At 63.9% G+C, this 21,675-nt stretch carries 21 protein-coding genes and 1 pseudogene; 13 read left to right on the top strand and 9 right to left on the bottom strand.

Annotated elements, in window-relative coordinates; all coding sequences use genetic code 11:
- The first annotated feature begins 69 nt into the window (after positions 1 to 69).
- The 3 genes from GKR99_13120 (at position 70) to GKR99_13110 (ending at position 1,667) form a co-directional block, all read left to right on the top strand.
- Positions 70 to 603, top strand: coding sequence for a protoporphyrinogen oxidase (locus GKR99_13120; GenBank protein NKB28440.1), 534 nt, complete (start codon positions 70 to 72; stop codon positions 601 to 603).
- A gap of 135 nt (positions 604 to 738) precedes the next feature.
- Positions 739 to 1,371 carry a cyclic nucleotide-binding domain-containing protein gene (locus GKR99_13115; GenBank protein ID NKB28439.1) on the top strand — a complete coding sequence of 211 codons (633 nt, stop codon included), beginning with the start codon at positions 739 to 741 and terminating at the stop codon, positions 1,369 to 1,371.
- Positions 1,372 to 1,472: 101 nt separating this feature from the next.
- Positions 1,473 to 1,667, top strand: coding sequence for a hypothetical protein (locus tag GKR99_13110; protein NKB28438.1), 195 nt, complete (start codon positions 1,473 to 1,475; stop codon positions 1,665 to 1,667).
- Between the two features lie 163 nt (positions 1,668 to 1,830).
- Here the strand turns inward: GKR99_13110 and rpsO are convergent, their stop codons facing one another.
- From rpsO to rbfA, 5 genes are all read right to left on the bottom strand, one after another.
- Entirely contained in the window at positions 1,831 to 2,100 is a 270-nt protein-coding gene (gene rpsO, locus GKR99_13105; GenBank protein NKB28437.1) for a 30S ribosomal protein S15, read from the bottom strand.
- A gap of 173 nt (positions 2,101 to 2,273) precedes the next feature.
- Positions 2,274 to 2,783: a DUF1643 domain-containing protein gene (locus GKR99_13100; protein ID NKB28436.1), complete on the bottom strand. Its 510-nt coding sequence runs from the start codon at positions 2,781 to 2,783 to the stop codon at positions 2,274 to 2,276.
- Positions 2,784 to 2,786: 3 nt separating this feature from the next.
- Positions 2,787 to 3,698: a tRNA pseudouridine(55) synthase TruB gene (truB, locus tag GKR99_13095; protein NKB28435.1), complete on the bottom strand. Its 912-nt coding sequence runs from the start codon at positions 3,696 to 3,698 to the stop codon at positions 2,787 to 2,789.
- 52 nt (positions 3,699 to 3,750) lie between these two features.
- Positions 3,751 to 4,485, bottom strand: a complete 735-nt coding sequence (locus GKR99_13090) for a hypothetical protein (GenBank protein NKB28434.1) — start codon at positions 4,483 to 4,485, stop codon at positions 3,751 to 3,753.
- Positions 4,478 to 4,885 (bottom strand): 30S ribosome-binding factor RbfA, encoded by a 408-nt coding sequence (rbfA, locus tag GKR99_13085; GenBank protein ID NKB28433.1) that lies wholly within the window; start codon positions 4,883 to 4,885, stop codon positions 4,478 to 4,480. Before rbfA ends, GKR99_13090 begins: the two co-directional genes overlap by 8 nt.
- Before the next feature lie 89 nt (positions 4,886 to 4,974).
- Here rbfA and GKR99_13080 point away from each other — a divergent pair, with 89 nt between their 5' ends.
- The gene (locus GKR99_13080) at positions 4,975 to 5,787 is read left to right on the top strand and encodes a 4-hydroxy-tetrahydrodipicolinate reductase (protein NKB28432.1); all 813 of its coding nucleotides are present in this window, start codon (positions 4,975 to 4,977) and stop codon (positions 5,785 to 5,787) included.
- Positions 5,788 to 5,902: 115 nt separating this feature from the next.
- Here the strand turns inward: GKR99_13080 and GKR99_13075 are convergent, their stop codons facing one another.
- Positions 5,903 to 6,106, bottom strand: a complete 204-nt coding sequence (locus GKR99_13075) for a DUF1674 domain-containing protein (protein NKB28431.1) — start codon at positions 6,104 to 6,106, stop codon at positions 5,903 to 5,905.
- 50 nt (positions 6,107 to 6,156) lie between these two features.
- Here GKR99_13075 and GKR99_13070 point away from each other — a divergent pair, with 50 nt between their 5' ends.
- The 9 genes from GKR99_13070 to rmuC all read left to right on the top strand — a co-directional run bounded on the left by GKR99_13070 (position 6,157) and on the right by rmuC (position 18,442).
- The gene (locus GKR99_13070) at positions 6,157 to 7,443 is read left to right on the top strand and encodes a methyltransferase domain-containing protein (protein ID NKB28430.1); all 1,287 of its coding nucleotides are present in this window, start codon (positions 6,157 to 6,159) and stop codon (positions 7,441 to 7,443) included.
- A 143-nt stretch (positions 7,444 to 7,586) separates the two neighbouring features.
- Positions 7,587 to 9,293, top strand: a complete 1,707-nt coding sequence (locus GKR99_13065) for a heparinase (protein ID NKB28429.1) — start codon at positions 7,587 to 7,589, stop codon at positions 9,291 to 9,293.
- A 21-nt stretch (positions 9,294 to 9,314) separates the two neighbouring features.
- Positions 9,315 to 10,898: a bifunctional phosphoribosylaminoimidazolecarboxamide formyltransferase/IMP cyclohydrolase gene (purH, locus tag GKR99_13060; GenBank protein NKB28428.1), complete on the top strand. Its 1,584-nt coding sequence runs from the start codon at positions 9,315 to 9,317 to the stop codon at positions 10,896 to 10,898.
- 2 nt (positions 10,899 to 10,900) lie between these two features.
- The gene (locus tag GKR99_13055) at positions 10,901 to 11,383 is read left to right on the top strand and encodes a signal peptidase II (GenBank protein ID NKB28427.1); all 483 of its coding nucleotides are present in this window, start codon (positions 10,901 to 10,903) and stop codon (positions 11,381 to 11,383) included.
- A 52-nt stretch (positions 11,384 to 11,435) separates the two neighbouring features.
- The gene (locus tag GKR99_13050) at positions 11,436 to 11,942 is read left to right on the top strand and encodes a DUF3035 domain-containing protein (GenBank protein ID NKB28426.1); all 507 of its coding nucleotides are present in this window, start codon (positions 11,436 to 11,438) and stop codon (positions 11,940 to 11,942) included.
- Positions 11,943 to 12,530: 588 nt separating this feature from the next.
- Complete coding sequence (locus GKR99_13045; protein ID NKB28425.1) at positions 12,531 to 13,886, top strand: insulinase family protein; 1,356 nt, start codon at positions 12,531 to 12,533, stop codon at positions 13,884 to 13,886.
- Positions 13,883 to 15,196 (top strand): insulinase family protein, encoded by a 1,314-nt coding sequence (locus GKR99_13040; GenBank protein NKB28424.1) that lies wholly within the window; start codon positions 13,883 to 13,885, stop codon positions 15,194 to 15,196. The genes GKR99_13045 and GKR99_13040 overlap by 4 nt, the downstream gene beginning before the upstream one ends.
- Positions 15,197 to 15,377: 181 nt before the next feature.
- Positions 15,378 to 17,207 (top strand): DNA mismatch repair endonuclease MutL, encoded by a 1,830-nt coding sequence (gene mutL, locus GKR99_13035; GenBank protein ID NKB28423.1) that lies wholly within the window; start codon positions 15,378 to 15,380, stop codon positions 17,205 to 17,207.
- Positions 17,204 to 18,442 carry a DNA recombination protein RmuC gene (gene rmuC, locus GKR99_13030; GenBank protein ID NKB28422.1) on the top strand — a complete coding sequence of 413 codons (1,239 nt, stop codon included), beginning with the start codon at positions 17,204 to 17,206 and terminating at the stop codon, positions 18,440 to 18,442. The genes mutL and rmuC overlap by 4 nt, the downstream gene beginning before the upstream one ends.
- On the opposite strand, the gene GKR99_13025 is transcribed toward rmuC, so the two are convergent.
- From GKR99_13025 to glnT, 3 genes and pseudogenes are all read right to left on the bottom strand, one after another.
- Positions 18,439 to 19,092, bottom strand: a complete 654-nt coding sequence (locus GKR99_13025) for a histidine phosphatase family protein (GenBank protein ID NKB28421.1) — start codon at positions 19,090 to 19,092, stop codon at positions 18,439 to 18,441. The genes rmuC and GKR99_13025 overlap by 4 nt on opposite strands.
- A gap of 19 nt (positions 19,093 to 19,111) precedes the next feature.
- A pseudogene (locus GKR99_13020) lies at positions 19,112 to 20,315 on the bottom strand (DUF4147 domain-containing protein).
- Positions 20,316 to 20,340: 25 nt separating this feature from the next.
- Positions 20,341 to 21,663: a type III glutamate--ammonia ligase gene (gene glnT / locus GKR99_13015; GenBank protein NKB28420.1), complete on the bottom strand. Its 1,323-nt coding sequence runs from the start codon at positions 21,661 to 21,663 to the stop codon at positions 20,341 to 20,343.
- Positions 21,664 to 21,675: the final 12 nt, after the last annotated feature.

The following is a 21,675-nucleotide window of genomic DNA, read 5'->3' as shown; positions in this document are numbered from 1 at the left end:
AGGGCCGGTTTCGTGAAGGCGCGGACAATTTCGCGTGCTTCAAGCTGGGTGCCAGATTGCGGAGTGAGTATGAAAGTTCTGATCCTATACGCGACGATCGAAGGCCAGACCGGGAAGGTTGCCGCGTTCCTTCGTGATCAGGCGACGGCGGCGGGCCATGAACCCGAACTTGTTGACGTCGGAAACAAGATGGCAATTGTGGATTTCGATGGCTTTGAAAAGATCGTGCTGGCCGCGCCGGTGCATGAACGGCGCCACCCCGAACCGTTTGAGGTGTTCCTTACCGGCCACCGGGACATTCTTGGCGACCGTCAGACGCTGCTGCTGTCGATCAGCCTGAGTGCCGCATTCGCGGACGGGCTTGAAGAAGCGCGCGATTACCTGACCGAGATGGAAATGCGCACGGGATTCACGCCAACCGGCGACGCGCTGGTCGCTGGTGCGGTCAAGACCGGCAGCTATGACTATTTTGCCTCTCAGGTGGTGCGCCATGTGGTGTTGGGGGACCGCGACTATGACCCGACCAAAGGTGATCATGAATTCACCGACTGGGGCGCGCTTGCGATGACCCTGACTGATTTCCTGACCGCCCCGACCGATTGACCGCCCTGTGGCAATCCGCCCGCCTAATGCCAAAACCACCGGGTGAAATCCGCCGTCTGCGCCTTGGCGGCGCGCGCGCCGTGGCATAGCCTGCGCCTTGTGTCGGAACCGGATCATAACCTTGCGCAATCTCCGCTGCTGGCGGGGGCGTCGCCGCGCCTGCTGGCATTGCTTGGCGATGTGTTCACCCCGCTCAAACTGGCCCGTGGTCAGGCGCTGTTCGATCAGGGGGATGAGGATGATCGCCTCTATGTCCTTGATCAGGGTCTGCTTGAAGTCAGCGTTCTGGCCGCGCAGGGGCGCAAATTGTCGCTGAACCTGCTGCGCCCCGGCGATATTTTCGGAGAGATCGCGCTGTTTGATCCCGGCCCGCGTACCGCGCGGGTTGAGGCGTTGGAGCATTGCCAGCTGCGCTCGATCCGGTGTCCGGCTTTGATGGGCGCGATCAACGCGGCACCCGACCTGGCGTTTGAATTGGTGCAGATCGCCGGGCGGCGTCTGCGCTGGATGAGCCTGCAACTGGAACAGCAGGTGTTTCTGTCACAACCCACGAGGCTGGCCGCGCGGCTTCTCTATCTGGTCGGCGACAGCAACGAGGTCCGCATGTCGCAGGCGCAGCTTGCCGATTATGTCGGTGTCACCCGCGAAGCCGTGTCCAAGACGCTGTCGGATTGGCGCAATGCCGGAATTGTGGAACTTGGGCGCGGTCGGATCACGGTCAAAGACCGTGTCGCACTGCGCGATCTGACGAATTCGGACATTATCTGACGCCTGTGTGACCAAGTTCACAGACCGGCGCGGCACCCGGTGGCATTCCTGTGTTCAAGGCTGACGTCGGATCGGCCGCCAACACCGGGAAGGATACCACCATGACAGCCGCAGTAATCTCAATCAGCACCCAAGTCTTCAAGAACGCATTCACCGCGCCGTTTCGACTGGGCGAATATTTCAGAGCCTATGAGCGGTTCCGCAAGTTCAAGCAACTCGACCCCTATCTGATGCAGGATGTCGGTGTTACGCAGGCCGAAATCGACAACGTCGAATTCGAAGATTTCTTGAATTAAGGTTCCGGCCCCGGACCCAATGCCCGACGATTATGTCGTTGCCTGCGGACTTGTCGCGTCAATCGGTGCGTCCGCGCCGAGGGATCGTGACGAATGGGCCGGGCAAGAAAAAACGCCCACCGGGTGGCGGGCGTTTCGAATTCTCTCTTTGGCGGAGCGCAGGTTAGCGGCGCAGACCCAGCCGCTTGATCAGGTCCTGATAGCGGGCCTCGTCCTTGGCGCGGGTGTAATCCAGCAGCTTGCGGCGCAGGGCGACCATTTTCAGCAGGCCACGGCGACCGTGATTGTCTTTTTTGTGGGTCTTGAAGTGCTCGGTCAGCGTGGCAATCCGGCTGGACAGGATCGCAACCTGCACTTCGGGCGAACCGGTGTCGCCGTCTTTGGTGCCGAAATCTTTGATAATCTGGGCTTTCGCCTCGGGTGTGATCGACATCGGGGTCTCCTTGGTTAAGGGTTATGGCGCAGGCCGGGATGTCGTCCAGCAAGGCCCTTGGAGGGTATCCGCGAGATGCGGATGCGGGCGTATAGGGGATATGTTCGGGCTTGGGAAGGGCCAATCTCCTGACTCGTCTTTTCGCAGAAAATACTCCCGCCGGAGGCATCAACCTATTCCGCCCACTCCACCGGCTGCATGGAATAACTTATATAGAGCGGGTGTTTCGGGTGCCCAGCCTTGCTCAGCCCCAGGTGCCACAGCGGCTTGTCAGTCGCGTGCAGCAGCGATGCAACTGCCGGGCCGCGATCCAGATGCGCCCCGTGGGTGCCCCAGGCACAGATGATGCGGTCGGCCCAGTCGCACCCCTCAAGGATCGCGGCATCATTGCCGGGCCCGACGGGATCTTCGGCGGCCCGCATTGCCCGCGGATCCGTGTCGCGCCAGGCGAAAATGTTGCAGACCCGGAACGCCCCAAAGCCCAGCGCGCGGGCGCGGCGCTCGCAGCGCTCCACGGTCGGGTCGTTCTGCACCTCGGTCGCGGTTGAGGGGTTGAGCATGATGAACAGTGCCCGCTGGCCGCCCGCGTCCCAGATCCGCGTCAGGGCATAGCGGTAGCGCTCGCACTCAGAATAAAGCGCCACGCTGGCGGCATCGCCTTTTTGGTGGCTGCGTTCGATCATCGCTCAGTCCCCCACAAAGACCCGGTTCGGGTGCAGCTCTCCGCCGCGATAGATCCCCACCGCCACGGCGCGCCCCTGATCCGAGGCCCAGACCGTATCGCCATAGCCGACACCCGCAGGCGCGAAGACCGATCCGGGGTTGCCATTGCGCAGCCGCGACGCACTTTCGGCAACAACGCGGACCTCTGGCAGATCGTCGAGGCCGATCTCAAGCGGCAAAAGATGAGAGTCCAGCGCCTCGGTCCGCGCCAGGTCTTCGACCTGTTCCAGCGTGATCGCGCCCTCGGCTTCAAAGGGGCCGGACCTGGTGCGACGCAGCCATGTAACGTGCCCGAAACACCCCAGGGCCGCGCCCAGATCGCGGGCGATCGCGCGGACATAGCCGCCTTTGCCGCAGACCATTTCCAGCACCGCATGATCCGCATCCGTGCGCGCGACCAGGTCGAGGCTGTCAACCCACAATGGCCGCGCCGCCAGGTCAAGGTCTTCGCCCGCACGGGCCAGGGCATAGGCGCGCTCGCCGTCGACTTTCACGGCCGAAAACTGGGGTGGGACCTGTTCGATCTGGCCTTTGAATGCGGTTAGCGCCTCGGTAATCTGATCATCCGTTGGGCGCGTTTCCGAGGTGTCGATCACCGCGCCTTCCGCGTCATCCGTGTTCGTTGCCTGCCCGAACCGCACCTGAAATCGATAGCATTTCAGCGCCTCGGTGATGAACGGAACGGTTTTCGTCGCCTCACCCAGGGCCACCGCAAGAACGCCGGTTGCGGCAGGGTCCAGCGTGCCCGCATGACCCGCTTTCTTGGCGTCCAGCGCCCAGCGCACCTTGTTGACAACAGCGGTCGAGGTTGGGCCGGCGGGTTTGTCTACCACCAGCCAGCCGGAAATATCCCGCCCCTTTTTGCGTCTTGCCATGATTTGTCCGCCTGTTTTCGCGGCCCGGCCCTAGCCCGCGACCCGGCAGAGGTCAATCGGCCGATGACACCGTCGCGATGATTGGCCCAAGGCGCGATCCGAAGTCCGACCGCCCAGTGGCCCGGTCGAACAGCCGCGATACGCTGCCATCCAGGAACAACGCATCAGGCGTGTTCATCCGGTCGCGAAAGAACCGCGCGAAGGAATGGAAGTTGATCGTTCGATCCGAGATTGCGAAAACCACGATCCCATCGGCGCGGACCCCGACGCCATTGCGAATTTTCTGCGACTGCGAATCCGCCAAAAATTTCGGATGCAACGCGCCGTCGATAACCAGCATTGGCCCGGATTGAGTGGCGAAACGGCACTCCGGGCGGTTCGCCGCAAATGCGCGGCTTTCGGTGATCGAAGCCTGCCCGTCTGCCAGGCAAAAAACGCCGTTCGGAAGAAGCCCGAAATTGCCCGGCCCTTCCGACGTGATGACCGGCACAACCTCGACCCGGTCTTCGACATAGTGGCCCACCGGCGCGCGGTCGGCGTGAAACATGCCGCCATTCATCGCGATATCCAGTTGCAGCCCCTGCGCGTCAAGCGCGTCATTCAGCGCATCGAAGCTGCCGAAGGGGGTGCCACCTGCATCGTTCAGAAACAGGCGCAGATCGTCGGCGACGGGGTCAACGATGCAGGCGGTGATTGGCGTGCCTTCGAAGTCATGGCTTTCGCATCCAGCATCGGCGGCCCCGGCGCTCAGGGCCAAGGCAACGCCAGCCAGGATGCCGTTACGCATCCTCGTCGCCCGTCAGATCGCGTTTGACGTTGTCCTGGCCGAACAGGCGCCGGGTGGCGTCCATGCGGTCGAATGTCTCGTCAATCTCGAATCGGACCTCGGGTGCGAATTTCAGGTTCAGCCCTTTGCTGACAGCGCGACGGATCTCGACCCGGTTGCGGCGCAGGATGCTGAGCGCTTCGTCCCTGTTGTCGCCGCCAAGCGGCAGGACATGCGCGGTGGCGACCTTCAGGTCAGGCGTGGTGCGCACCTCGCCCACGGTGATCGGGATCGCGTTCAGCTCGGGATCATGCACCTCACCCCGGCTGAGCACTTCGGCGAGGCGACGGCGCACCAGCTCTCCCACGCGCAGCTGGCGCTGGGTCGGGCCGGATTGGTCGGAGTATCGGTTCTTTGCCATCCTCGCGATCTAAGCCCGCGCGCGCGCCACTGCAACCTTTGCCATTCGCGTAAGCCAAGGGTAGGGGAAGGACAGCGGAGGATGTGAAGATGAGTGATTTGCCAGGCATCGTGATAACAGGCGTCAGTGGCCGGATGGGCCAGATGCTGGTCCAGACTGTTTTGGCCAGCGACAGGGCGCGTCTGGTCGGCGCGCTGGAACGGCCCGGTCACGACTGGATCGGGCGCGATCTTGGGGCCGCGATGGGTGGGGCCGAAAACGGGATCATCGTCAGTGACGACCCGGTCGAGGCTTTCGCGAAGGCCCAGGCCGTCATCGACTTCACCGCACCTGCGGCCAGTGTTGAATTTGCCGCACTCGCCGCTCAGGCCCGCGCGGTTCATGTGATCGGCACAACCGGGTTGCAGCCCGAAGATATTGCCAAGCTAAAGCCCGCCGCGCGTCACGCGGTGATCATTCGTGCCGGCAACATGAGCCTTGGCGTCAACCTGCTGGTCGGCTTGACCCGCCGGGTTGCGGCCGCGCTGGACACCGATTTCGATATCGAGGTTGTCGAGGCGCATCATCGCCACAAGGTCGACGCGCCGTCCGGCACCGCGCTGATGCTGGGCGAAGCCGCTGCAGAAGGCCGCGGTGTGGCGCTGGAAAACGTCGCCGACCGGGGCCGTGATGGGATTACCGGCCCACGCCGCGATGGTGCCATCGGGTTCACCGCGATCCGGGGCGGCGATGTGGTGGGCGAGCATGACGTGATATTTGCCGCCGACGGAGAGCGCATCGTTCTGCGCCATCTGGCAACCGACCGCGCCATCTTTGCGCGCGGCGCGTTGAAGGCCGCGCTGTGGGGGCAGGACCAGAAGCCCGGCGAGTACGACATGATGGACGTGCTTGCGCTTGGCTGAGCGGGGCCTCCGGATATAAAATCCGTCGGATCGTGGCCGCGGGCGGTGGCTGGGGGGCCTGCCCCCCAGACCCCCCGGGATATTTGTGGGTCAATGATGGTGTCTTGAGTCGCGATCAGAAATCGACAGCGATGCCTTTCTTTTCCCAATCGCCATAGCGCGTGGGTTCGGGGACGTTGCGGCCGCCGAATTCGGGGGCGGTTTCGGGTGCGGCGGCTGATTTGCGGCGCGCGTCCGCCTCGGCCAGGGCGCGTTTGGCGGCTTCTGGCAGGTCGGATGAAGGATCGTGTTGCGGGTCGGGTTGCTTGTCTTGGGTCATGGCCTTGATATAGGCGGCTGCGACGCCACTGACAATTGACGGGAAGTGCCATGCCCTCTGCCGGTTTGCCTGCGCGCGCTGCGGCGCTGAGCCTGATTTCGGGTGTGACCGATCATGGGCGCCTGTTGCCCGAGATGCTGCCCAAGGCGGTGGAGCATCTGCCCGATGCGGATCGCGCCCGCGCCCAGCGGCTGGCGAGCGACACTTTGCGCTGGATGGACCGCGCGGATCGTGCGTTGGGACCTTACCTGCGCAGCCGCCCGACGGATCGGGCGCTGAACATCCTGCGCCTTGGAGCGGTGGAACTTGCCCATGATCCGGGCGGGGCGCACGGCATCGTCTCGGACGCGGTCGATCTGGCCAATGCTTCGGCCGAGACAAAGCGGCAATCCGGGCTTGTGAACGCGGTTCTGCGCAAGATCGCCCAGGCCGGGCCGGCGGGCTGGGCCGGGCTTCCGGTGCCGCGCCTGCCCAAGTGGCTGAGGAAACCTTTGCTGGCCGATTATGGCCGCGCCGTGGTTGAGGGGTTCGAGGCAGCGCATGCGGCGGGCGCCCCGCTGGATCTGACGCCGAAAGATGGGGATGCGGCAGGCCTGGCGGCGCGGCTGGACGGCGCGGCGCTTCCAGGTGGGTCGGTGCGGGTGTCGGCGCGGTCGCAGGTGTCGGCGCTGGTTGGTTACGACGCGGGCGAATGGTGGGTTCAGGATGCGGCAGCGGCGTTTCCGGCGCGGGTGCTGGCGGCGCAACCGGGCGAGGCGGTGCTGGACCTCTGCGCCGCCCCGGGTGGCAAGACGATGCAATTGGCCGCGACGAGCGCGGCGGTGACGGCGGTTGATTCGTCAGAAAAACGCTTGGCGCGGGTGCGTGAGAACCTGGCGCGCACCGGGCTGGTGGCCGATATGGTCGTCGCAGACGCGCTGGATTGGCAGACCGAGGCGCGGTTTGATGCAATCCTGCTGGACGCGCCCTGTTCGGCAACCGGCACCATCCGCCGCCACCCCGATCTGCCCTGTGCCAAGACGGGCGAGGACTTTCCTGAGTTGTTCAAGCTGCAACTGGCGTTGATCGACCGGGCGCTGGCTTGGCTGAAGCCCGGTGGGCGGCTGGTTTATTGCACCTGCTCGCTGCTATTCGACGAAGGCGAGGAACAGCTGAAAGACGCATTGGAGCGGCATCCTGATCTGCGGGTCGACCGCGCGGCACTGGCGATCCCGGGGCTGGACCCGGCGTGGATCGACGCCGCTGGTGGTGCGCGTCTGCGCCCTGATTTCATGGCAGAGTCCGGCGGTATGGACGGGTTTTACATGGTCTGCCTCAGGCGTGGCGCTGCCGAGTGATGCGGTGCAGGATCACGGGCACCTGACAGGCGCGCCAAACTGGATTATTCCTTGGCTGACAATGTGATCGCCTGGCGGTCACGCAAAGAAGGCACATCGGCGTGGACGGACCGGCAACCTGGCGCGCGCGCAAGGCGCATTATCTGAACCGGCTGCATGCCCGGACCAGCGGGCTGTCGCGTGCAGCAACCGGATTCACGACCACGCCCGAGCCCCGGACCATCGGACGGGTCGCGCGGGGCCGTCAGATCGTTGCCGGGAATTTCCAGTTCGCCGGGCATCTGGTCGAAGCGCCCGGCCTTGACCTGTGGGACCTGCCGGCCCCGGATGCGGCATTTACCGGAGAGCTTCATGGCTTCGGTTGGATCGACGATCTGGCCGCACTGGGCGATTATTCGGCCTTCGAACGCGCGCGCAGCTGGACGTTTGAGTGGATCGAGCGTTTCGGGCGCGGCACCGGGCAGGGCTGGACACCGGACCTGACGGGGCGGCGTGTGTTGCGCTGGATCAGCAACTCGGTCGCGCTTCTGAACGCGCAGGACGCGACGCAGCAGGCGGCTTTCTTCGCCTCACTGTCACGTCAGACCGCGTTTCTGGCACGCCGCTGGTCCGCCGCCGATCCCGGTCTGCCACGGTTCGAAGCGCTGGTCGGGTTGTTGTGCGCGACCCTGTCTATCGAGGGGATGGAGCGCCGCATCGCCCCCGCCGCCCGTGCGTTGGGGCGCGAATGCGCGCAGCGGATCGGCGGCGAAGGCGGTATCCCGTCGCGAAACCCGGAAGAGCTGCTTGAGGTGTTCACCTTGCTGACCTGGGCCTCGGAAACCCTGCGTGAGCATGGGCACGAGATTGCGCCCGATCACCGCAAGGCGCTGGCCCGGATTGCGCCGACACTCCGCGCGTTGCGCCATGCAGACGGCGCTCTGGCGCGGTTTCACGGCGGCGGGCGCGGGCAGGCGGGACGGCTGGACGCGGCTTTGGCCGTCGCCGGGGTGCGCAAGATGCCCGACGCCAGCCTGGCCATGGGGTTTGCGCGGATGTCGCATGGGCGCACCTCGATCCTGATCGACGCCGCGCCACCACCTGCGACCGAGTTGTCCGGGCGCGCCCATGCCTCGACCCTGGCGTTCGAAGTCACATCGGGGCGCCGCCCGATGATCGTCAACTGTGGGTCTGGTGCCAGCTTTGGTGAGAAATGGCGTCGGGCCGGTCGCGCGACCCCCAGTCATTCGACCCTGGGGATCGAGGGGTTTTCCTCGGCCAGGTTGGGCGTTGTCGGCATGATCGGCGGGCGCAAGAACGAGTTGCTGGTCGATGCGCCCCGCGATGTCAGGGTTCAGCGGCGCAGTGATGAGGATTTTGACACGCTGATCGCGGGTCATGACGGGTACACGAAAACCCACGGTTTGACCCATGTGCGCACCCTAAAGCTGGGCGTAGATGGTCGCACGATCAAAGGCGAAGATACGCTGGCCGCGTTGTCGGACGCGGGCGAGGCGCAGTTCAACCACGTTTTTGATCATTCGCGCATGCAGGGTGTGCCATTTTCGATCCGCTTCCACCTGCACCCGGATGTCGAGGCCGAGTTGAACATGGGTGGCAAAGCCGTCTCACTCGCGCTGCGCAGTGGCGAAATCTGGGTGTTCCGCGCGGCCGGGCGCGCGTCGATTTCGCTGGAACCCAGCGTCTATCTTGAAAAGGGCCGTCTGGCGCCGCGTGGTACGCGGCAGATCGTGCTCAAGGATTGTGCCGTCGATTTTGCCACCCGGATCGACTGGACCTTGGCGAAGCCACAGGATACCCCCAGCGGCATTCGCGATCTTGTCATGGATGAGGTCGTGTCAGACGACTGAAACCAGCCGGGGATCCACCAGATGAGCCAGACAATCAAGGTGCGGCGCGCATTGCTGAGCGTTTCGGACAAGACCGGAATTGTGGACTTTGCAACCGCGTTGGCGGGGCTTGGGGTCGATCTGGTCTCGACCGGCGGCACCGCCAGCACACTTCGCGACGCTGGGCTGACAGTCACGGATGTGGCCGATCTGACTGGATACCCTGAAATGATGGACGGGCGGGTCAAGACCCTGCACCCGGCGGTGCACGGCGGCCTGCTGGCGCTGCGCGATGACGCCGATCATCTGGCCGCAATGGAGGCGCATGAGATCGCGCCAATCGACCTGCTGGTGGTCAACCTCTACCCGTTCGAGGCGACCGTGGCGCGCGGCGCAGGTTATGACGAGGCGGTGGAGAACATCGATATCGGCGGTCCGGCGATGATCCGAGCGGCGGCCAAGAACCACGCACATGTGGCGGTGGTCGTGGACCCCGAGGATTACGCCCCGGTGCTGGACGCGCTGGTCAAAGACGGGCTGCCATACGGCTTGCGCCAGTCGCTGGCGGCAACGGCCTATGCGCGCACGGCGGCCTATGACGCGGCGGTGTCCGGCTGGATGGCCGGGCAAATTGGCGATGTGACACCGCGCCGCAAAACCGTGGCGGGCAAGCTGGCGCAGAATTTGCGCTACGGTGAAAACCCGCATCAGCGCGCGGCGTTCTATCTGGATGGCTCAGCCCGGCCCGGCGTGGCCACGGCGACCCAGCATCAGGGCAAGGAGCTGAGCTATAACAACATCAACGACACGGATGCGGCATTTGAATTGATGGCCGAATTCGCACCCGAGGATGGACCCGCCTGCGTTATCGTCAAACACGCCAACCCCTGCGGGGTTGCCACGGGGGACACCCTGGCCGAGGCCTACGCCCGCGCCTTCGATTGTGACCGCACCAGCGCGTTTGGCGGCATCATCGCCCTGAATCAGCCATTGGATGAGGCGACGGCGCGCGCCATCCTCGAAATTTTCACCGAGGTTGTAATCGCCCCTGGCGCCAGCAAGGCCGCCAAGGCCGTTTTTGCCGAAAAGAAGAATCTGCGGCTGCTGACGACAGACGGTCTGCCGGATGCGCGCACGCCTGTAACGGCTTACAAACAGGTCGCGGGCGGGATGCTTGTGCAGGACAAGGACGTCGGCATGATCGCCCGCGATGATCTGAAGATTGTCACCAAACGCGCGCCAACAGATGCCGAGCTTTCCGACATGCTGTTCGCCTGGCGCGTTGCCAAACACGTCAAATCCAACGCCATCGTTTTTGCGCGCGACGGCGCGACCGTCGGCGTCGGCGCGGGTCAGATGAGTCGCGTGGATTCGACCCGCATCGCGGCGCGCAAATCCGCCGACATGGCCGAGGTTATGGGCCTGCCCGCCCCGCTGACGCAGGGGGCCGCTGTTGCCTCGGACGCGTTCTTCCCCTTCGCTGACGGGGTTGAAGCGCTGGCCGAAGCTGGCGCAAAAGCGGTGATCCAGCCCGGAGGGTCGATGCGTGACGACACGGTCATTGCGGCGGCAGATGCACTTGGGCTGGCGATGGTGTTTACCGGCCAGCGGCATTTCCGGCACTGATCATGCGCACAACGTTCCTTACCGCCGTTGCGGCCTTTCTGGCCGATCAGCTGACCAAGTTTTACGTGGTGGTCTGGCTGGATCTGATGACGGTGCGCGCAATCGACGTGCTGCCGCCCTATCTGAATTTCCGCATGGCCTGGAACCGGGGCGTCAATTTCGGCCTGTTTGCCAATGATGCCGCCGTGATGCGCTGGGTGCTGATTGCCGTGGCCCTGGCCGTCAGTGGCTGGGTATTGCGCTGGATGGCGCGGGACAAACCGGGGCGGAACCTGCAGATCGCCGCCGGATTGCTCGTCGGCGGCGCGCTGGGCAATGTGATTGACCGGCTGGTTTACGGCGCGGTTGCCGATTTCCTCAACATGTCCTGCTGCGGCATCAGCAACCCTTATGCCTTTAACGTCGCCGATATCGCGATCTTTGCCGGGGCGATCGGGCTGCTGCTTTTGCCGCATGGAAAGCCCGAGGGGCGAAAGACCCCGTGACGTGCCCGCGCGAACGCGATATATGAAATCCGCACGTTTGCTGGAGCTGTTGATGTCTTATCGGATGACCTGTTGCGCGTTGGCCGCTGTTGTGGCGCTTGGGGCTTGTTCTTCAGGCACTCCGGACCTGTTGACCAGTGGCAAAGCCGGCAGCGGACCGGACGAATTCGGGGTTTTGCCCAATCGGCCGCTGGTTCAGCCCGAAAGCTATGCGGGCCTGCCGGAGCCGACTCCGGGTGGATCGAACCTGACCGATCAGAACCCGCGCGCGCAGGCGATCATTGCGCTCGGCGGAAATCCGCAGGCAGGCGTGAACGATCCGTCGTTGACCGCCTATGTCACCCGGCTGGGTGTCGATCCCAGCATTCGCCCGACGCTGGCGCGCGACGACTTGGCCTGGCGCAAGCGGAATGGCGGGCGCTTGCTGGAAAAAGCCTTCGACGTGAATGTCTATTTCAAGGCCTATCGCAAGATGGAACTGGACCAGCACCGCGAATTGGAGCGTTTCCGCCGCGCCGGTGTCGCAACCCCGGCGGCCCCGCCCGAACAGTTCAACTAGGGCCCAGCCCCATCAATCCGACACCGCCGGTTTGACAGATTTTCTTTCTGGCAAGGATTCGGGCTGTAGGAACAGTGGTGCAAAAGCGCCATCTGGAACATCTGAAACGCTTTCGGACTTCCCTGCGCCCGGTGTGCGCCAAAGGCGCAGGGCGCACGCCGGACCGGCCCCACCGGTCTGGCGTCGGTTCGAGGTGGCACTCCGGATCGAGTTGACGGCTAACACGGCACCATAAATCATGCCCATCAGCGTTGCCACGCCAGCCCGCCGGTCCGGCGCGCGCCCTGCTTGGTAAGGGCGTTCGTCTTCAGGCATCATCGCTGATCAGGTAAATGACGTTTTGGTTCAGCGACCGCTTGCGATTACAGGCAAGATCCGTCTCATCCGAAGTGCGCCAGAAATACCTGGTTAATCGACCATGCCCCCAAGACCACCTGTCAGAGCAGCGCCGCCCGGCCTGACAAGCGCCGATAAACCGCAGCATACCACCACACGCCCCGCTCACATCTGCGAGGGCGTCCTTGAAGCGCGCCGCGAACAGCGTAGGTTCCCCCCAAGGTTTTTCGTGTTCCGCAAAAAGGTTTGCCCATGCTGCGCCCCCTTGCTTTTGTTCTGCCCCTGGCAACAGCCGTTCCCGCATTCGCGGCTGAGATCACTGATTTCACGCTCGACAACGGGCTTCAGGTCGTCGTGCTGGAAGATCACCGCGCCCCGGTCGTGGTGCAGACACTTTGGTATAAGGTCGGATCAGCCGATGAACCGCGCGGCAAGTCAGGCATCGCGCATTACCTGGAACATCTGATGTTCAAGGGCACCGCGAAATACGGGCCGGGGGAGTTTTCCGACGTGGTGGCGGCCAATGGCGGCACCGACAACGCCTTCACCAGCCAGGATTACACTGGTTATATCCAGCGGGTCGCCTCGGACCGTCTGGATCTGATCATGGAGATGGAGGCCGACCGGATGACCGGCCTGATCCTGACCGAGGAACTGGCCGCGCCGGAACTGGACGTGGTGCTGGAGGAACGCAATCAACGCACCGAAAACAACCCCGGCGCGCTGTTCGGTGAACAACGCACGGCGGCACAGTACCTGAACCACCCCTATTCAATCCCGATCATCGGCTGGAAGCACGAAGTTTCCGCGCTGACGCTGGAAGACGCGCTTGATTTCTATCCGCTGCATTATGCACCCAATAACGCGGTGCTGGTAATCTCTGGCGATGTGGACCCGGAGGAGGTGCGCGCGCTGGCCGAGGAACATTACGCCCCAATCCCGGCCAATCCGCAGGTCGGGGAACGCGACCGCGTGGATGAACCACCCCAGACTGCCGCGCGTCGGCTGACCTTCGAAGACCCGCGCGTCGCGCAGCCCTATGTGGTGCGCACCTACCTGGCACCGGAACGCGATGCCGGCGCGCAGGAAAATGCCGCCGCCCTGACGATGCTGGCCGAAGTGCTGGGTGGATCGGCTGCAACATCGGTTTTAGGTCAGAAGCTGCAGTTTGAAACGCAAACTGCTGTCTATGCCTCGGCGTTTTATTCCGGCCAATCGCTGGACGACACGACATTCGGCCTGATCATCGTGCCGTCCGAAGGCGTGTCACTTGCCGAAGCCGAAGACGCGCTGGATGCCACCGTCGCCGCGTTCATTGAGGACGGCGTTGACCCCGAACAGCTGGATCGCATCAAGTTCCAGCTGCGTGCCAGCCAGATCTATGGCGAAGACAACATCGACGGGCTGGCGCGGCGCTATGGCGCGGGCCTGACGCAGGGCCTGACCATCGCGGATATCGAGGCCTGGCCCGACATCTTGCAGGCGGTCACCGGCGACCAGATCATCGAAGCCGCACGAGAGGTGTTCGACCTCAAGCAATCCGTCACCGGCTGGCTGAAGGCGCCCGATGCGACACCGGCCAGCGCAACCGGGGAGGTTTCCCAATGATCCGCTTTGCCCTGACACTCGCCGTTCTGCTGGCGGCCTCGGTCCCGGCGCGCGCTGCCGTGGATATTGTCGAGGTGACCTCTCCCGGGGGGCTCAAGGCCTGGCTGGTCGAGGAACATTCGATCCCCTTCACCGCGCTGGAGCTGCGCTTCAAAGGTGGGGCCTCGCTTGAAGCACCCGGAAAACGTGGTGCGATCAACCTGATGACCGGCCTGCTGGAAGAAGGCGCTGCCAACATGGACGCGCAGGCCTTCGCCAAAGCGCGCGAATCGCTGGCCGCCAGTTACGGTTTCGACGTTTATGATGACTCGATGGCAATCTCGGCCCGTTTCCTGACCGAGAATCGCGATGAGGCTATCGCCCTGCTGCGTGCGGCTTTGGTCGCGCCAAGATTTGACCCCGATGCCATCGAACGGGTGCGTGCCCAGGTGCTGTCGGGCATTGCATCTGACAGCACTGATCCCGGTCACATTGCGTCCAGCACGTTCGACGCGCTGGCCTTTGGCGATCACCCCTATGGTGCGGATCGTTCCGGCACTGCCGAGTCGGTCGCCGCGTTGACCCGCGATGATCTGACCGAAGCCCACGCGCGCCTTTTGACGCGCGATCGTCTGGTGATCGGCGCGGTCGGGGACATCACGCCCGAGGCCCTTGGCAGCCTGCTTGATGACCTGCTGGGCGATCTGCCCGCGACCAGCGACGCCGCAGTTCCCGAAGCGAATTTCGCCCTATCCGAAGGTGTCACCGTCATCGACTTCGACACCCCCCAATCCATCGCCTATTTCGGCCACAGCGGCATCAAACGCGACGACCCCGACTTCTTCGCCGCTTTCGTTGCGAACGAGATTTTCGGCGGCTCGGGCTTTGGATCGCGCCTGACCGAGGAGGTCCGCGAGAAACGCGGCCTGACCTATGGCATCGGCAGCTTCATGGTCGGCCTCGACCAAGCGCAGATGGTGCTGGGCCAGGCGGCCACCGCGAATGAGCGGATGGCCGAGACAATCGAGGTTGTGCGCGACGAATGGCGGCGGATTTCCGAGGCTGGCGTGACGCAGGAAGAGCTTGACGCCGCCGTGAAATTCCTGACCGGTGCCTACCCGCTGCGCTTTGACGGCAATGCCACCATCGCGCGCATTCTGGCGGGCATGCAGATGGACGATCTGGGCATCGACTATATCGCGACCCGCAATGACAAGGTCAGCGCCGTAACGCTGGAAGATATCGCGCGGGTGGTAAAGCGGATTTACCGCCCCGAGGATCTGCATTTCGTTGTGGTAGGTAAGCCGGTCGGTCTGGATGAGGTGAACTAGGAAAGCGCTCCGATTCGTTATCGGAACTGCCTGCGCGGGGCGCGCGTCCCGGCTAAGCGTGGGTGTTCGTCTGTGCGCATCGTTGCAGATTTGACGGATAATGTTCTTAGCCGCTGGATCGGTCGCAGAACGGGTGAAACCCCATTACGAATCACCCTGAACCCATGCTACCTGTTGTGGCATGGCCCTTGCAGACCCCAACATAAGCGCTGATCCGCGCCCGGCGATCCGGCAACTGGACGAAGCCGCCGTCAACCGCATCGCGGCGGGCGAGGTTGTGGAGCGTCCCGCCTCGGCGGTGAAAGAGCTGGTGGAAAACGCGCTGGATGCAGGCGCAGGTCGCATTGATGTGACCATCGCCGACGGCGGCAAGACGCTGATCCGGGTCGCCGATGACGGTTGCGGCATAACGGCGGAAGAGCTGCCGCTGGCGCTGGCGCGGCATGCGACATCGAAGATCGACGGCAGCGATCTGCTGAACATCCACACCTTCGGTTTCCGGGGTGAGGCGCTGCCCAGCCTTGGCGCGGTTGGCCGCCTGACCATAACCTCGCGCACCCCGACAGAAGCGGCGCACCAGATCAGCGTTGAAGGCGGCCGCATGGGCGCGGTTCGCCCCGCCGCCCTGGGGCAGGGCACCATCGTCAACCTGCGCGATCTGTTTTACGCTACCCCCGCGCGCCTGAAGTTCCTGCGCACCGACCGGGCCGAAGCGCAGGCCGTCGCGGACGTTGTCAAACGCCTTGCCATGGCCGACCCCTTCGTTGCCTTCACCCTGCGCGACGCCAGTGATCCGACCAAACACGGTGGCGAGGGGCGGTTGATCTTCCGCGCCGATGCGCAATCCGGCGATCCGGTTGCGGCGCTGAAGGGGCGTTTGTCACAGGTCATGGGCCGCGAATTTGCTGACAATGCCATCGCGCTCGACACGGTCAGGGACGGGCTGCATCTGACGGGTTTCGCGGCACTTCCGACCTTCTCCAAAGGATCGGCCACGGCGCAATACCTGTTCGTCAATGGCCGTCCGGTGCGTGACCGCCTGCTGCTGGGTGCGCTGCGTGCCGGTTACATGGACGTCCTTGCGCGGGATCGTCATCCCGTCGCCGCCCTGTTCATCGACTGCGATCCCACGCTGGTGGACGTCAACGTCCATCCCGCGAAATCCGAGGTCCGGTTTCGCGACCCCGGCATTGCGCGCGGCCTGATCGTTTCGGGCCTGCGTCACGCACTAGCTGAGGCGGGTCATCGCAGCGCCACCACAGTATCCGGCGACGCCCTTGGCGCCTTCCGCGCCGAACCGGACAGCCCGCGCATCTATCAGATGGATCGCCCGGCCCGCGCGCCGATGCCCGCGCAATCTGGTTTCGCCGAAGCCGCCCAGCCCACCGCGCGCGTCGAAGCGGCTGCACCGGTTCCCGAGGCCGCCGCGCAAGGACCATTGGGCGCGGCCCGTGCGCAGCTGCACGAAAACTGGATCGTCGCGCAAACGTCCGACGGGATTGTCATCGTTGACCAGCACGCCGCCCATGAGCGGTTGGTCTATGAACGCCTGAAAGCCCAGGCCGCCCGCAACGGTATTGCCGCACAGGCGCTTCTGATCCCCGATGTTGTCGAGGTGGGAGAGGCCGAGGCCGCGCAGCTGCTTGACGTGGCCGAAGACCTCGCCTCCCTGGGTGTTGAGATTGACCCCTTCGGCCCGGGCGCAATCGCGGTGCGTGCGTCACCGGCAATCCTGGGGCTGGTCGATTCGAAGGCGTTGATCGCAGATATCCTCGACGAATTGGCCGAGGCCGAAACAACCGACACGCTGAAATCCCGCATCGACGCCGTGTTGTCCCGCATGGCCTGCCATGGGTCGATCCGGTCGGGCCGTCGCATGACGGGTGAAGAAATGAACGCCCTTCTGCGCGAGATGGAGGTCACGCCTCGTTCCGGCCAGTGCAACCACGGGCGCCCCACCTACGTCGAATTGAAGCTGGCAGACATTGAACGGCTGTTCGGGCGGCGATGATCCGGATTGGCGACCAGGACTACGGGTTGAGCGATCCGGGCGTTATCGCCGCACTGATCGGCGCCATTGTTGTGTTGCTGGTTCTGGTGCTGTTGATCACCGCCGTGCGCCGGGCCGGGCGTTCGGCCGAAATGGTGCAACAGGTCGCCAGTCAGGTCGGAATGCTGGGGCAAAGCGTTCAAACCCTGGGTCAGGGGCAGGAACAGTTGTTCGGCGGGCTGCGCTCAGTCTCGGACGCTCAGACCACCGGTCAGACCCAGGTGATGCAGCAGATGGAAACCCGCCTGGCCGAGATGCGCCAACAGGTCAGCGACCGCCTGGCCGACAATGCGGTGAAGGCCGCGCGCGCGCTGTCGGATATGCAGGTGGGGATGAAGGAAACGCTGCACGGGTCGTCCGAGAAGACCACCAAATCCCTGACCGAGTTGCAGGAACGGCTGGCCACCATTGATCGGGCGCAGACCAATATTGAGAAGCTGTCGGGCGATGTCCTCAGCCTTCAGGACATTCTGTCGAACAAACAGACACGCGGCGCGTTCGGGGAAATCCAGCTGAATGACATCGTTTCCAAGGCGCTGCCTTCGGACAGCTATTCTTTCCAGACGACGCTATCGAACGGCACCCGCGCCGACTGTCTGATTGATCTGCCGAACCCGCCGGGGCCAATTGTCATTGACGCGAAATTCCCGCTGGAATCCTATGAGTTGCTTGTGAAATCTGAAACCCGAGAGGATCAGGCCCGCGCCTTGAAGGCGCTTGGCGCCGCGGTACGGGTGCACATCAAGAAGATCTCGGAAAGTTACTTGATTGAAGGTGAAACCGCCGACGGCGCCCTGATGTTCCTGCCCTCTGAAGCGGTCTATGCAGAACTCCATGCGCGCCTGCCCGAGGTTGTGCACGACGGCTTTGCCGCGCGGGTCTGGATCGTCTCGCCCACCACCTGCATGGCGACGCTGAACACCATGCGCGCGATCCTGAAAGATGCCCGGATGCGCGAACAGGCGGGCGCAATTCGAAAGGCGCTGAAGCAGCTGCACCGCGATGTTGAGATTATCGGAGAGCGTGCCGGAAAACTGGAAACCCACCTGCGCCAGGCTGGCGACGACGTGTCCGGCGTGTTGACAGCGGCGACCCGCGCCGGAAAACGCGCTGACCGTTTGGACAACTTCGATTTCGAAGAATTAGCCCCGGACGACGAAGCGCCACTGCCATTGGGCCGGTCTGACCCGGATTAGACCGTGGTGCGCGCATGCGCCCGATCTGGCGCGTTCAGATGCGGTATCTCGTTGAATCCCAACAGAATATTCCCACCAGGCCGGACCATCACCCGATGCACCGAGGTGTTCCGTATCGGCAGCAGCACGGCCGAGAACCCGTCGGTATCCAACCTTAGCAGTAACCGGATTGCCATCGCGATCACCCCGCCCGAGGTGACGCACAGCACCCGCTTTCCTTCTTGCGAGACGGCGTTCAGGATCGCCCCGATCCGCGCTTCGAATTCGGCGAAATGTTCGTTGCCACGAATCTCGGCCCGGTGCCAGGCGGCCATCACTTGAGGCAGATGCGCTGCGAAATCTTCCGAAGTTTCCGGCATGGGGACGGCGTGGTCATCTTCTAACGCGCGGGCAAGATTGAAGTAATCCAGCTCGTTCAGGCGCGCGTCAACGTCGGCGTCGACGCCAAGATCGCCCATCCCGGCCAGTGTTTCGCGGTGCCGGTTCAGACTGCCGCACAGGACACTGTCAAACACCTCGCCATGGTCGCGGAAATGCTGGCCCAGCCAAACGGCCTGCTGATGGCCAAGCGTGCTGAGTTGGTCGTAGGAGGCTTCATCCCGCGCCTCGGTATTCGCCTGGCCGTGCCGGATAAGGATCAGTTCGCCCATCTCAGCCTTTCAGAAATATCTACACGTCAGCGACGTTGGTGCCGGTGGCCCCGGTGATCAGCAGATCATCGGCTCGCGCCAGTGCGGCGTTGCTGTCATTGTTGGCCAACAGACCGGCGGCGGCGGGGCCGATCCGCGCGGCGGTTCCGGGATCAACCAGGCCGCCCGCCGCCTGGGTCGGGCCATCGCGTCCGTCGGTGCCGCCGGACAGAAACGCCCAGGGCGACGCGCAACGCCAGTTCCTGATTGCGCCCGCCCGCGCCGGTTCCGGTCAGCGAAACGGTCGTCTCGCCTCCAAAAATCAGGGCGCAGGGGGCGGGGTTTTGCGATACAGTGGTCAGGATTTTCTGCGCGGCGTCGGCCACATCGCCGGTCAGGTGGTCATCGACAATCCGCGCGGGCAGCGCGCTGGCGGCAAGGGCGGCATCTAGGCTTTGCCGGTTCGAGGCGATCAACCTGTTGGTTGCGTTAACGCCGTCTGCGCCACCGCGTTCAGGCGCGCCTAGAATACGGCGGACCGACGCTGGCATCTGCGCCAGCAGTCCGCGCGCTTTAAGGAGTGCGCGTACCTCGGCCCTGGGCATGATCGGACCGACCGTTGGTCCAGAGGCGATGGCGCGCAGGTCATCGCCAATGACGTCCGACAGAATATAGGCGCTGACCGGTGCGGGATGCGCCAGCTGCGCAAAGCCGCCGCCTTTCAGGTGCGACAGATGCTGGCGCACCGCATTCATCTGCACGATGTCGACGCCAGCGCCCAGCAGGATCCGACTGACCTCGGCCTTTTCAGCAAGCGTGACGCCATCGGTTGGGGCAGGCAGCAGCGCCGGCCCGCCGCCCGAAATCAGCGCAATGACCCGGTCGTCCGCTGTCGCCGCGCTGAGCATTGCGATGACGGCCTTCCCAGCTGCCGCGCCATTGTCGTCCGGCACCGGGTGACCGGCCGCCATAACGGTGCAGCCGGGAATGTCCTGCGCGTTTTCATAATTGGTAACGACAAGCGCTGAGTGCGCAGCACCGGGCGGCAGATGGCTCAGCGCCTCGGCCATCATTGCGCCTGCGGCTTTGCCCACGGCGACCAGCAGATAGCGCCCGCTGGCAAGCGGCGGCAGCGGATCCGCGATCAGATGGCGCCGCAAAGCCGGTGCCGGATCGGCAGCATTCACCGCCGCTTCGAACATCGTCCGGGCCGTGGCGCGCAGGGAATGAATCGCGTCCGTCATGCAGCGCATCTGGGGCCGTGCGGCCCTAGATGTCCAGCGTGTTCGCTTTTTCCCAATCGCTGAAATGCGCGGTGAAGTCATTCCACTCGGCATGCTTCAGCTTCAGGTAGGCAGCCGAGAACTCGTCCCCCATCGCCGTCATCAGCCCCTTGTCCTTCTCATAAAGGCGCAGGGCGTCCAGCATGTTGAGCGGCAGGCGCGGGGCGCCCTTCACCTTGTGGCCTTCGGCATACATGTCGATGTCGTGCCGTTTGCCCGGATCGGCCTTGGTCCGTACCCCGTCCAGGCCCGCCGCGATGATCACGGCCTGCAACAGATAGGGGTTCACCGCCCCGTCCGGCAGGCGCAATTCAAACCGCCCCGGCCCGGGTACGCGCACCATATGCGTGCGGTTGTTGCCGGTCCATGTCACCGTATTGGGCGCCCATGTCGCGCCCGAGGTCGTCCTTGGTGCGTTGATCCGCTTGTAGGAGTTCACCGTCGGGTTGGTGATCGCCGCCAGCGCGCTGGCGTGTTTCATGATGCCGCCAAGGAAGTTTGCGCCTTTTTCGGACAGACCCAGCTCTCCGGTTTGGCCTTTGCCCTTCTTCGTGGCAAAGACGTTTTTCTTGCCCGTCTTGTCCCAGACCGAGATATGGGCATGGCAACCATTGCCCGTCAGGCCTTCGACCGGTTTGGGCATGAAGGTCGCGCGCAGCCCGTGCTTTTCGGCAATCGACTTGGTCATGAACTTGAAGAATGAATGCTTGTCGGCGGTCGCCAGCGCGTCGTCGAATTCGAAGTTCATCTCGAACTGGCCATTCGCGTCTTCATGGTCGTTCTGGTACGGGCCCCAGCCCAGGGCGAGCATATGGTCGCAGATCTCGGCGATCACGTCATAGCGGCGCATCACCGCCTGCTGGTCATAGCAGGGCTTGGCGGCGGTATCGTATTCATCCGAAATCGCGCTGCCATCCGGGGTCAGAAGGAAGAATTCCGCCTCGATCCCGGTCTTGACGCGCATGCCCTCGGCGGCGGCCTCGTCGATCAGGCGACGCAGAACGTTGCGGGGGGCCTGGGCGACATCTTCGCCTTCCATCACGCAATTGGCGGCAACCCAGGCAACATCGGGTTTCCATGGCAGTTGGATTACCGAGTCCGGGTCGGGCACGGCCAGCATATCGGGGTGCGCAGGTGTCATATCCAGCCATGTGGCGAAACCTGCAAAGCCTGCGCCGTCTTCCTGCATGTCCTTGATGGCTTGCGTTGGCACCAGCTTGGCGCGCTGCCCACCGAACAGATCGGTGAAAGACATCATGAAGTATTTAACCCCGTTCTTCTTGCCCCATGCGGCCAGGTCTTTTGGCATCAGTCTCTCTCC

Source organism: Paracoccaceae bacterium, from assembly GCA_012103375.1.
Classification (GTDB): Bacteria; Pseudomonadota; Alphaproteobacteria; order Rhodobacterales; family Rhodobacteraceae; genus WLWX01.
Note: the sequence above shows the minus strand (reverse complement) of the source record. Positions and strands in the feature narration are given on the sequence as shown.

Excerpts from the sequence above, each read along its gene's own strand:
- truB (NKB28435.1), bottom strand. The coding sequence starts at position 3,698 with ATGGCAAGACGCAAAAAGGGGCGGGATATTTCCGGCTGGCTGGTGGTA.
- GKR99_13080 (NKB28432.1), top strand. The coding sequence starts at position 4,975 with ATGAGTGATTTGCCAGGCATCGTGATAACAGGCGTCAGTGGCCGGATG.
- GKR99_13050 (NKB28426.1), top strand. The coding sequence starts at position 11,436 with ATGTCTTATCGGATGACCTGTTGCGCGTTGGCCGCTGTTGTGGCGCTT.
- glnT (NKB28420.1), bottom strand. The coding sequence starts at position 21,663 with ATGCCAAAAGACCTGGCCGCATGGGGCAAGAAGAACGGGGTTAAATAC.
- rmuC (NKB28422.1), top strand. The coding sequence starts at position 17,204 with ATGATCCGGATTGGCGACCAGGACTACGGGTTGAGCGATCCGGGCGTT.
- GKR99_13120 (NKB28440.1), top strand. The coding sequence starts at position 70 with ATGAAAGTTCTGATCCTATACGCGACGATCGAAGGCCAGACCGGGAAG.
- GKR99_13070 (NKB28430.1), top strand. The coding sequence starts at position 6,157 with ATGCCCTCTGCCGGTTTGCCTGCGCGCGCTGCGGCGCTGAGCCTGATT.
- mutL (NKB28423.1), top strand. The coding sequence starts at position 15,378 with ATGGCCCTTGCAGACCCCAACATAAGCGCTGATCCGCGCCCGGCGATC.
- rbfA (NKB28433.1), bottom strand. The coding sequence starts at position 4,885 with ATGGCAAAGAACCGATACTCCGACCAATCCGGCCCGACCCAGCGCCAG.
- purH (NKB28428.1), top strand. The coding sequence starts at position 9,315 with ATGAGCCAGACAATCAAGGTGCGGCGCGCATTGCTGAGCGTTTCGGAC.
- GKR99_13110 (NKB28438.1), top strand. The coding sequence starts at position 1,473 with ATGACAGCCGCAGTAATCTCAATCAGCACCCAAGTCTTCAAGAACGCA.
- rpsO (NKB28437.1), bottom strand. The coding sequence starts at position 2,100 with ATGTCGATCACACCCGAGGCGAAAGCCCAGATTATCAAAGATTTCGGC.
- GKR99_13075 (NKB28431.1), bottom strand. The coding sequence starts at position 6,106 with ATGACCCAAGACAAGCAACCCGACCCGCAACACGATCCTTCATCCGAC.
- GKR99_13040 (NKB28424.1), top strand. The coding sequence starts at position 13,883 with ATGATCCGCTTTGCCCTGACACTCGCCGTTCTGCTGGCGGCCTCGGTC.
- GKR99_13045 (NKB28425.1), top strand. The coding sequence starts at position 12,531 with ATGCTGCGCCCCCTTGCTTTTGTTCTGCCCCTGGCAACAGCCGTTCCC.
- GKR99_13100 (NKB28436.1), bottom strand. The coding sequence starts at position 2,783 with ATGATCGAACGCAGCCACCAAAAAGGCGATGCCGCCAGCGTGGCGCTT.
- GKR99_13025 (NKB28421.1), bottom strand. The coding sequence starts at position 19,092 with ATGGGCGAACTGATCCTTATCCGGCACGGCCAGGCGAATACCGAGGCG.
- GKR99_13055 (NKB28427.1), top strand. The coding sequence starts at position 10,901 with ATGCGCACAACGTTCCTTACCGCCGTTGCGGCCTTTCTGGCCGATCAG.
- GKR99_13090 (NKB28434.1), bottom strand. The coding sequence starts at position 4,485 with ATGCGTAACGGCATCCTGGCTGGCGTTGCCTTGGCCCTGAGCGCCGGG.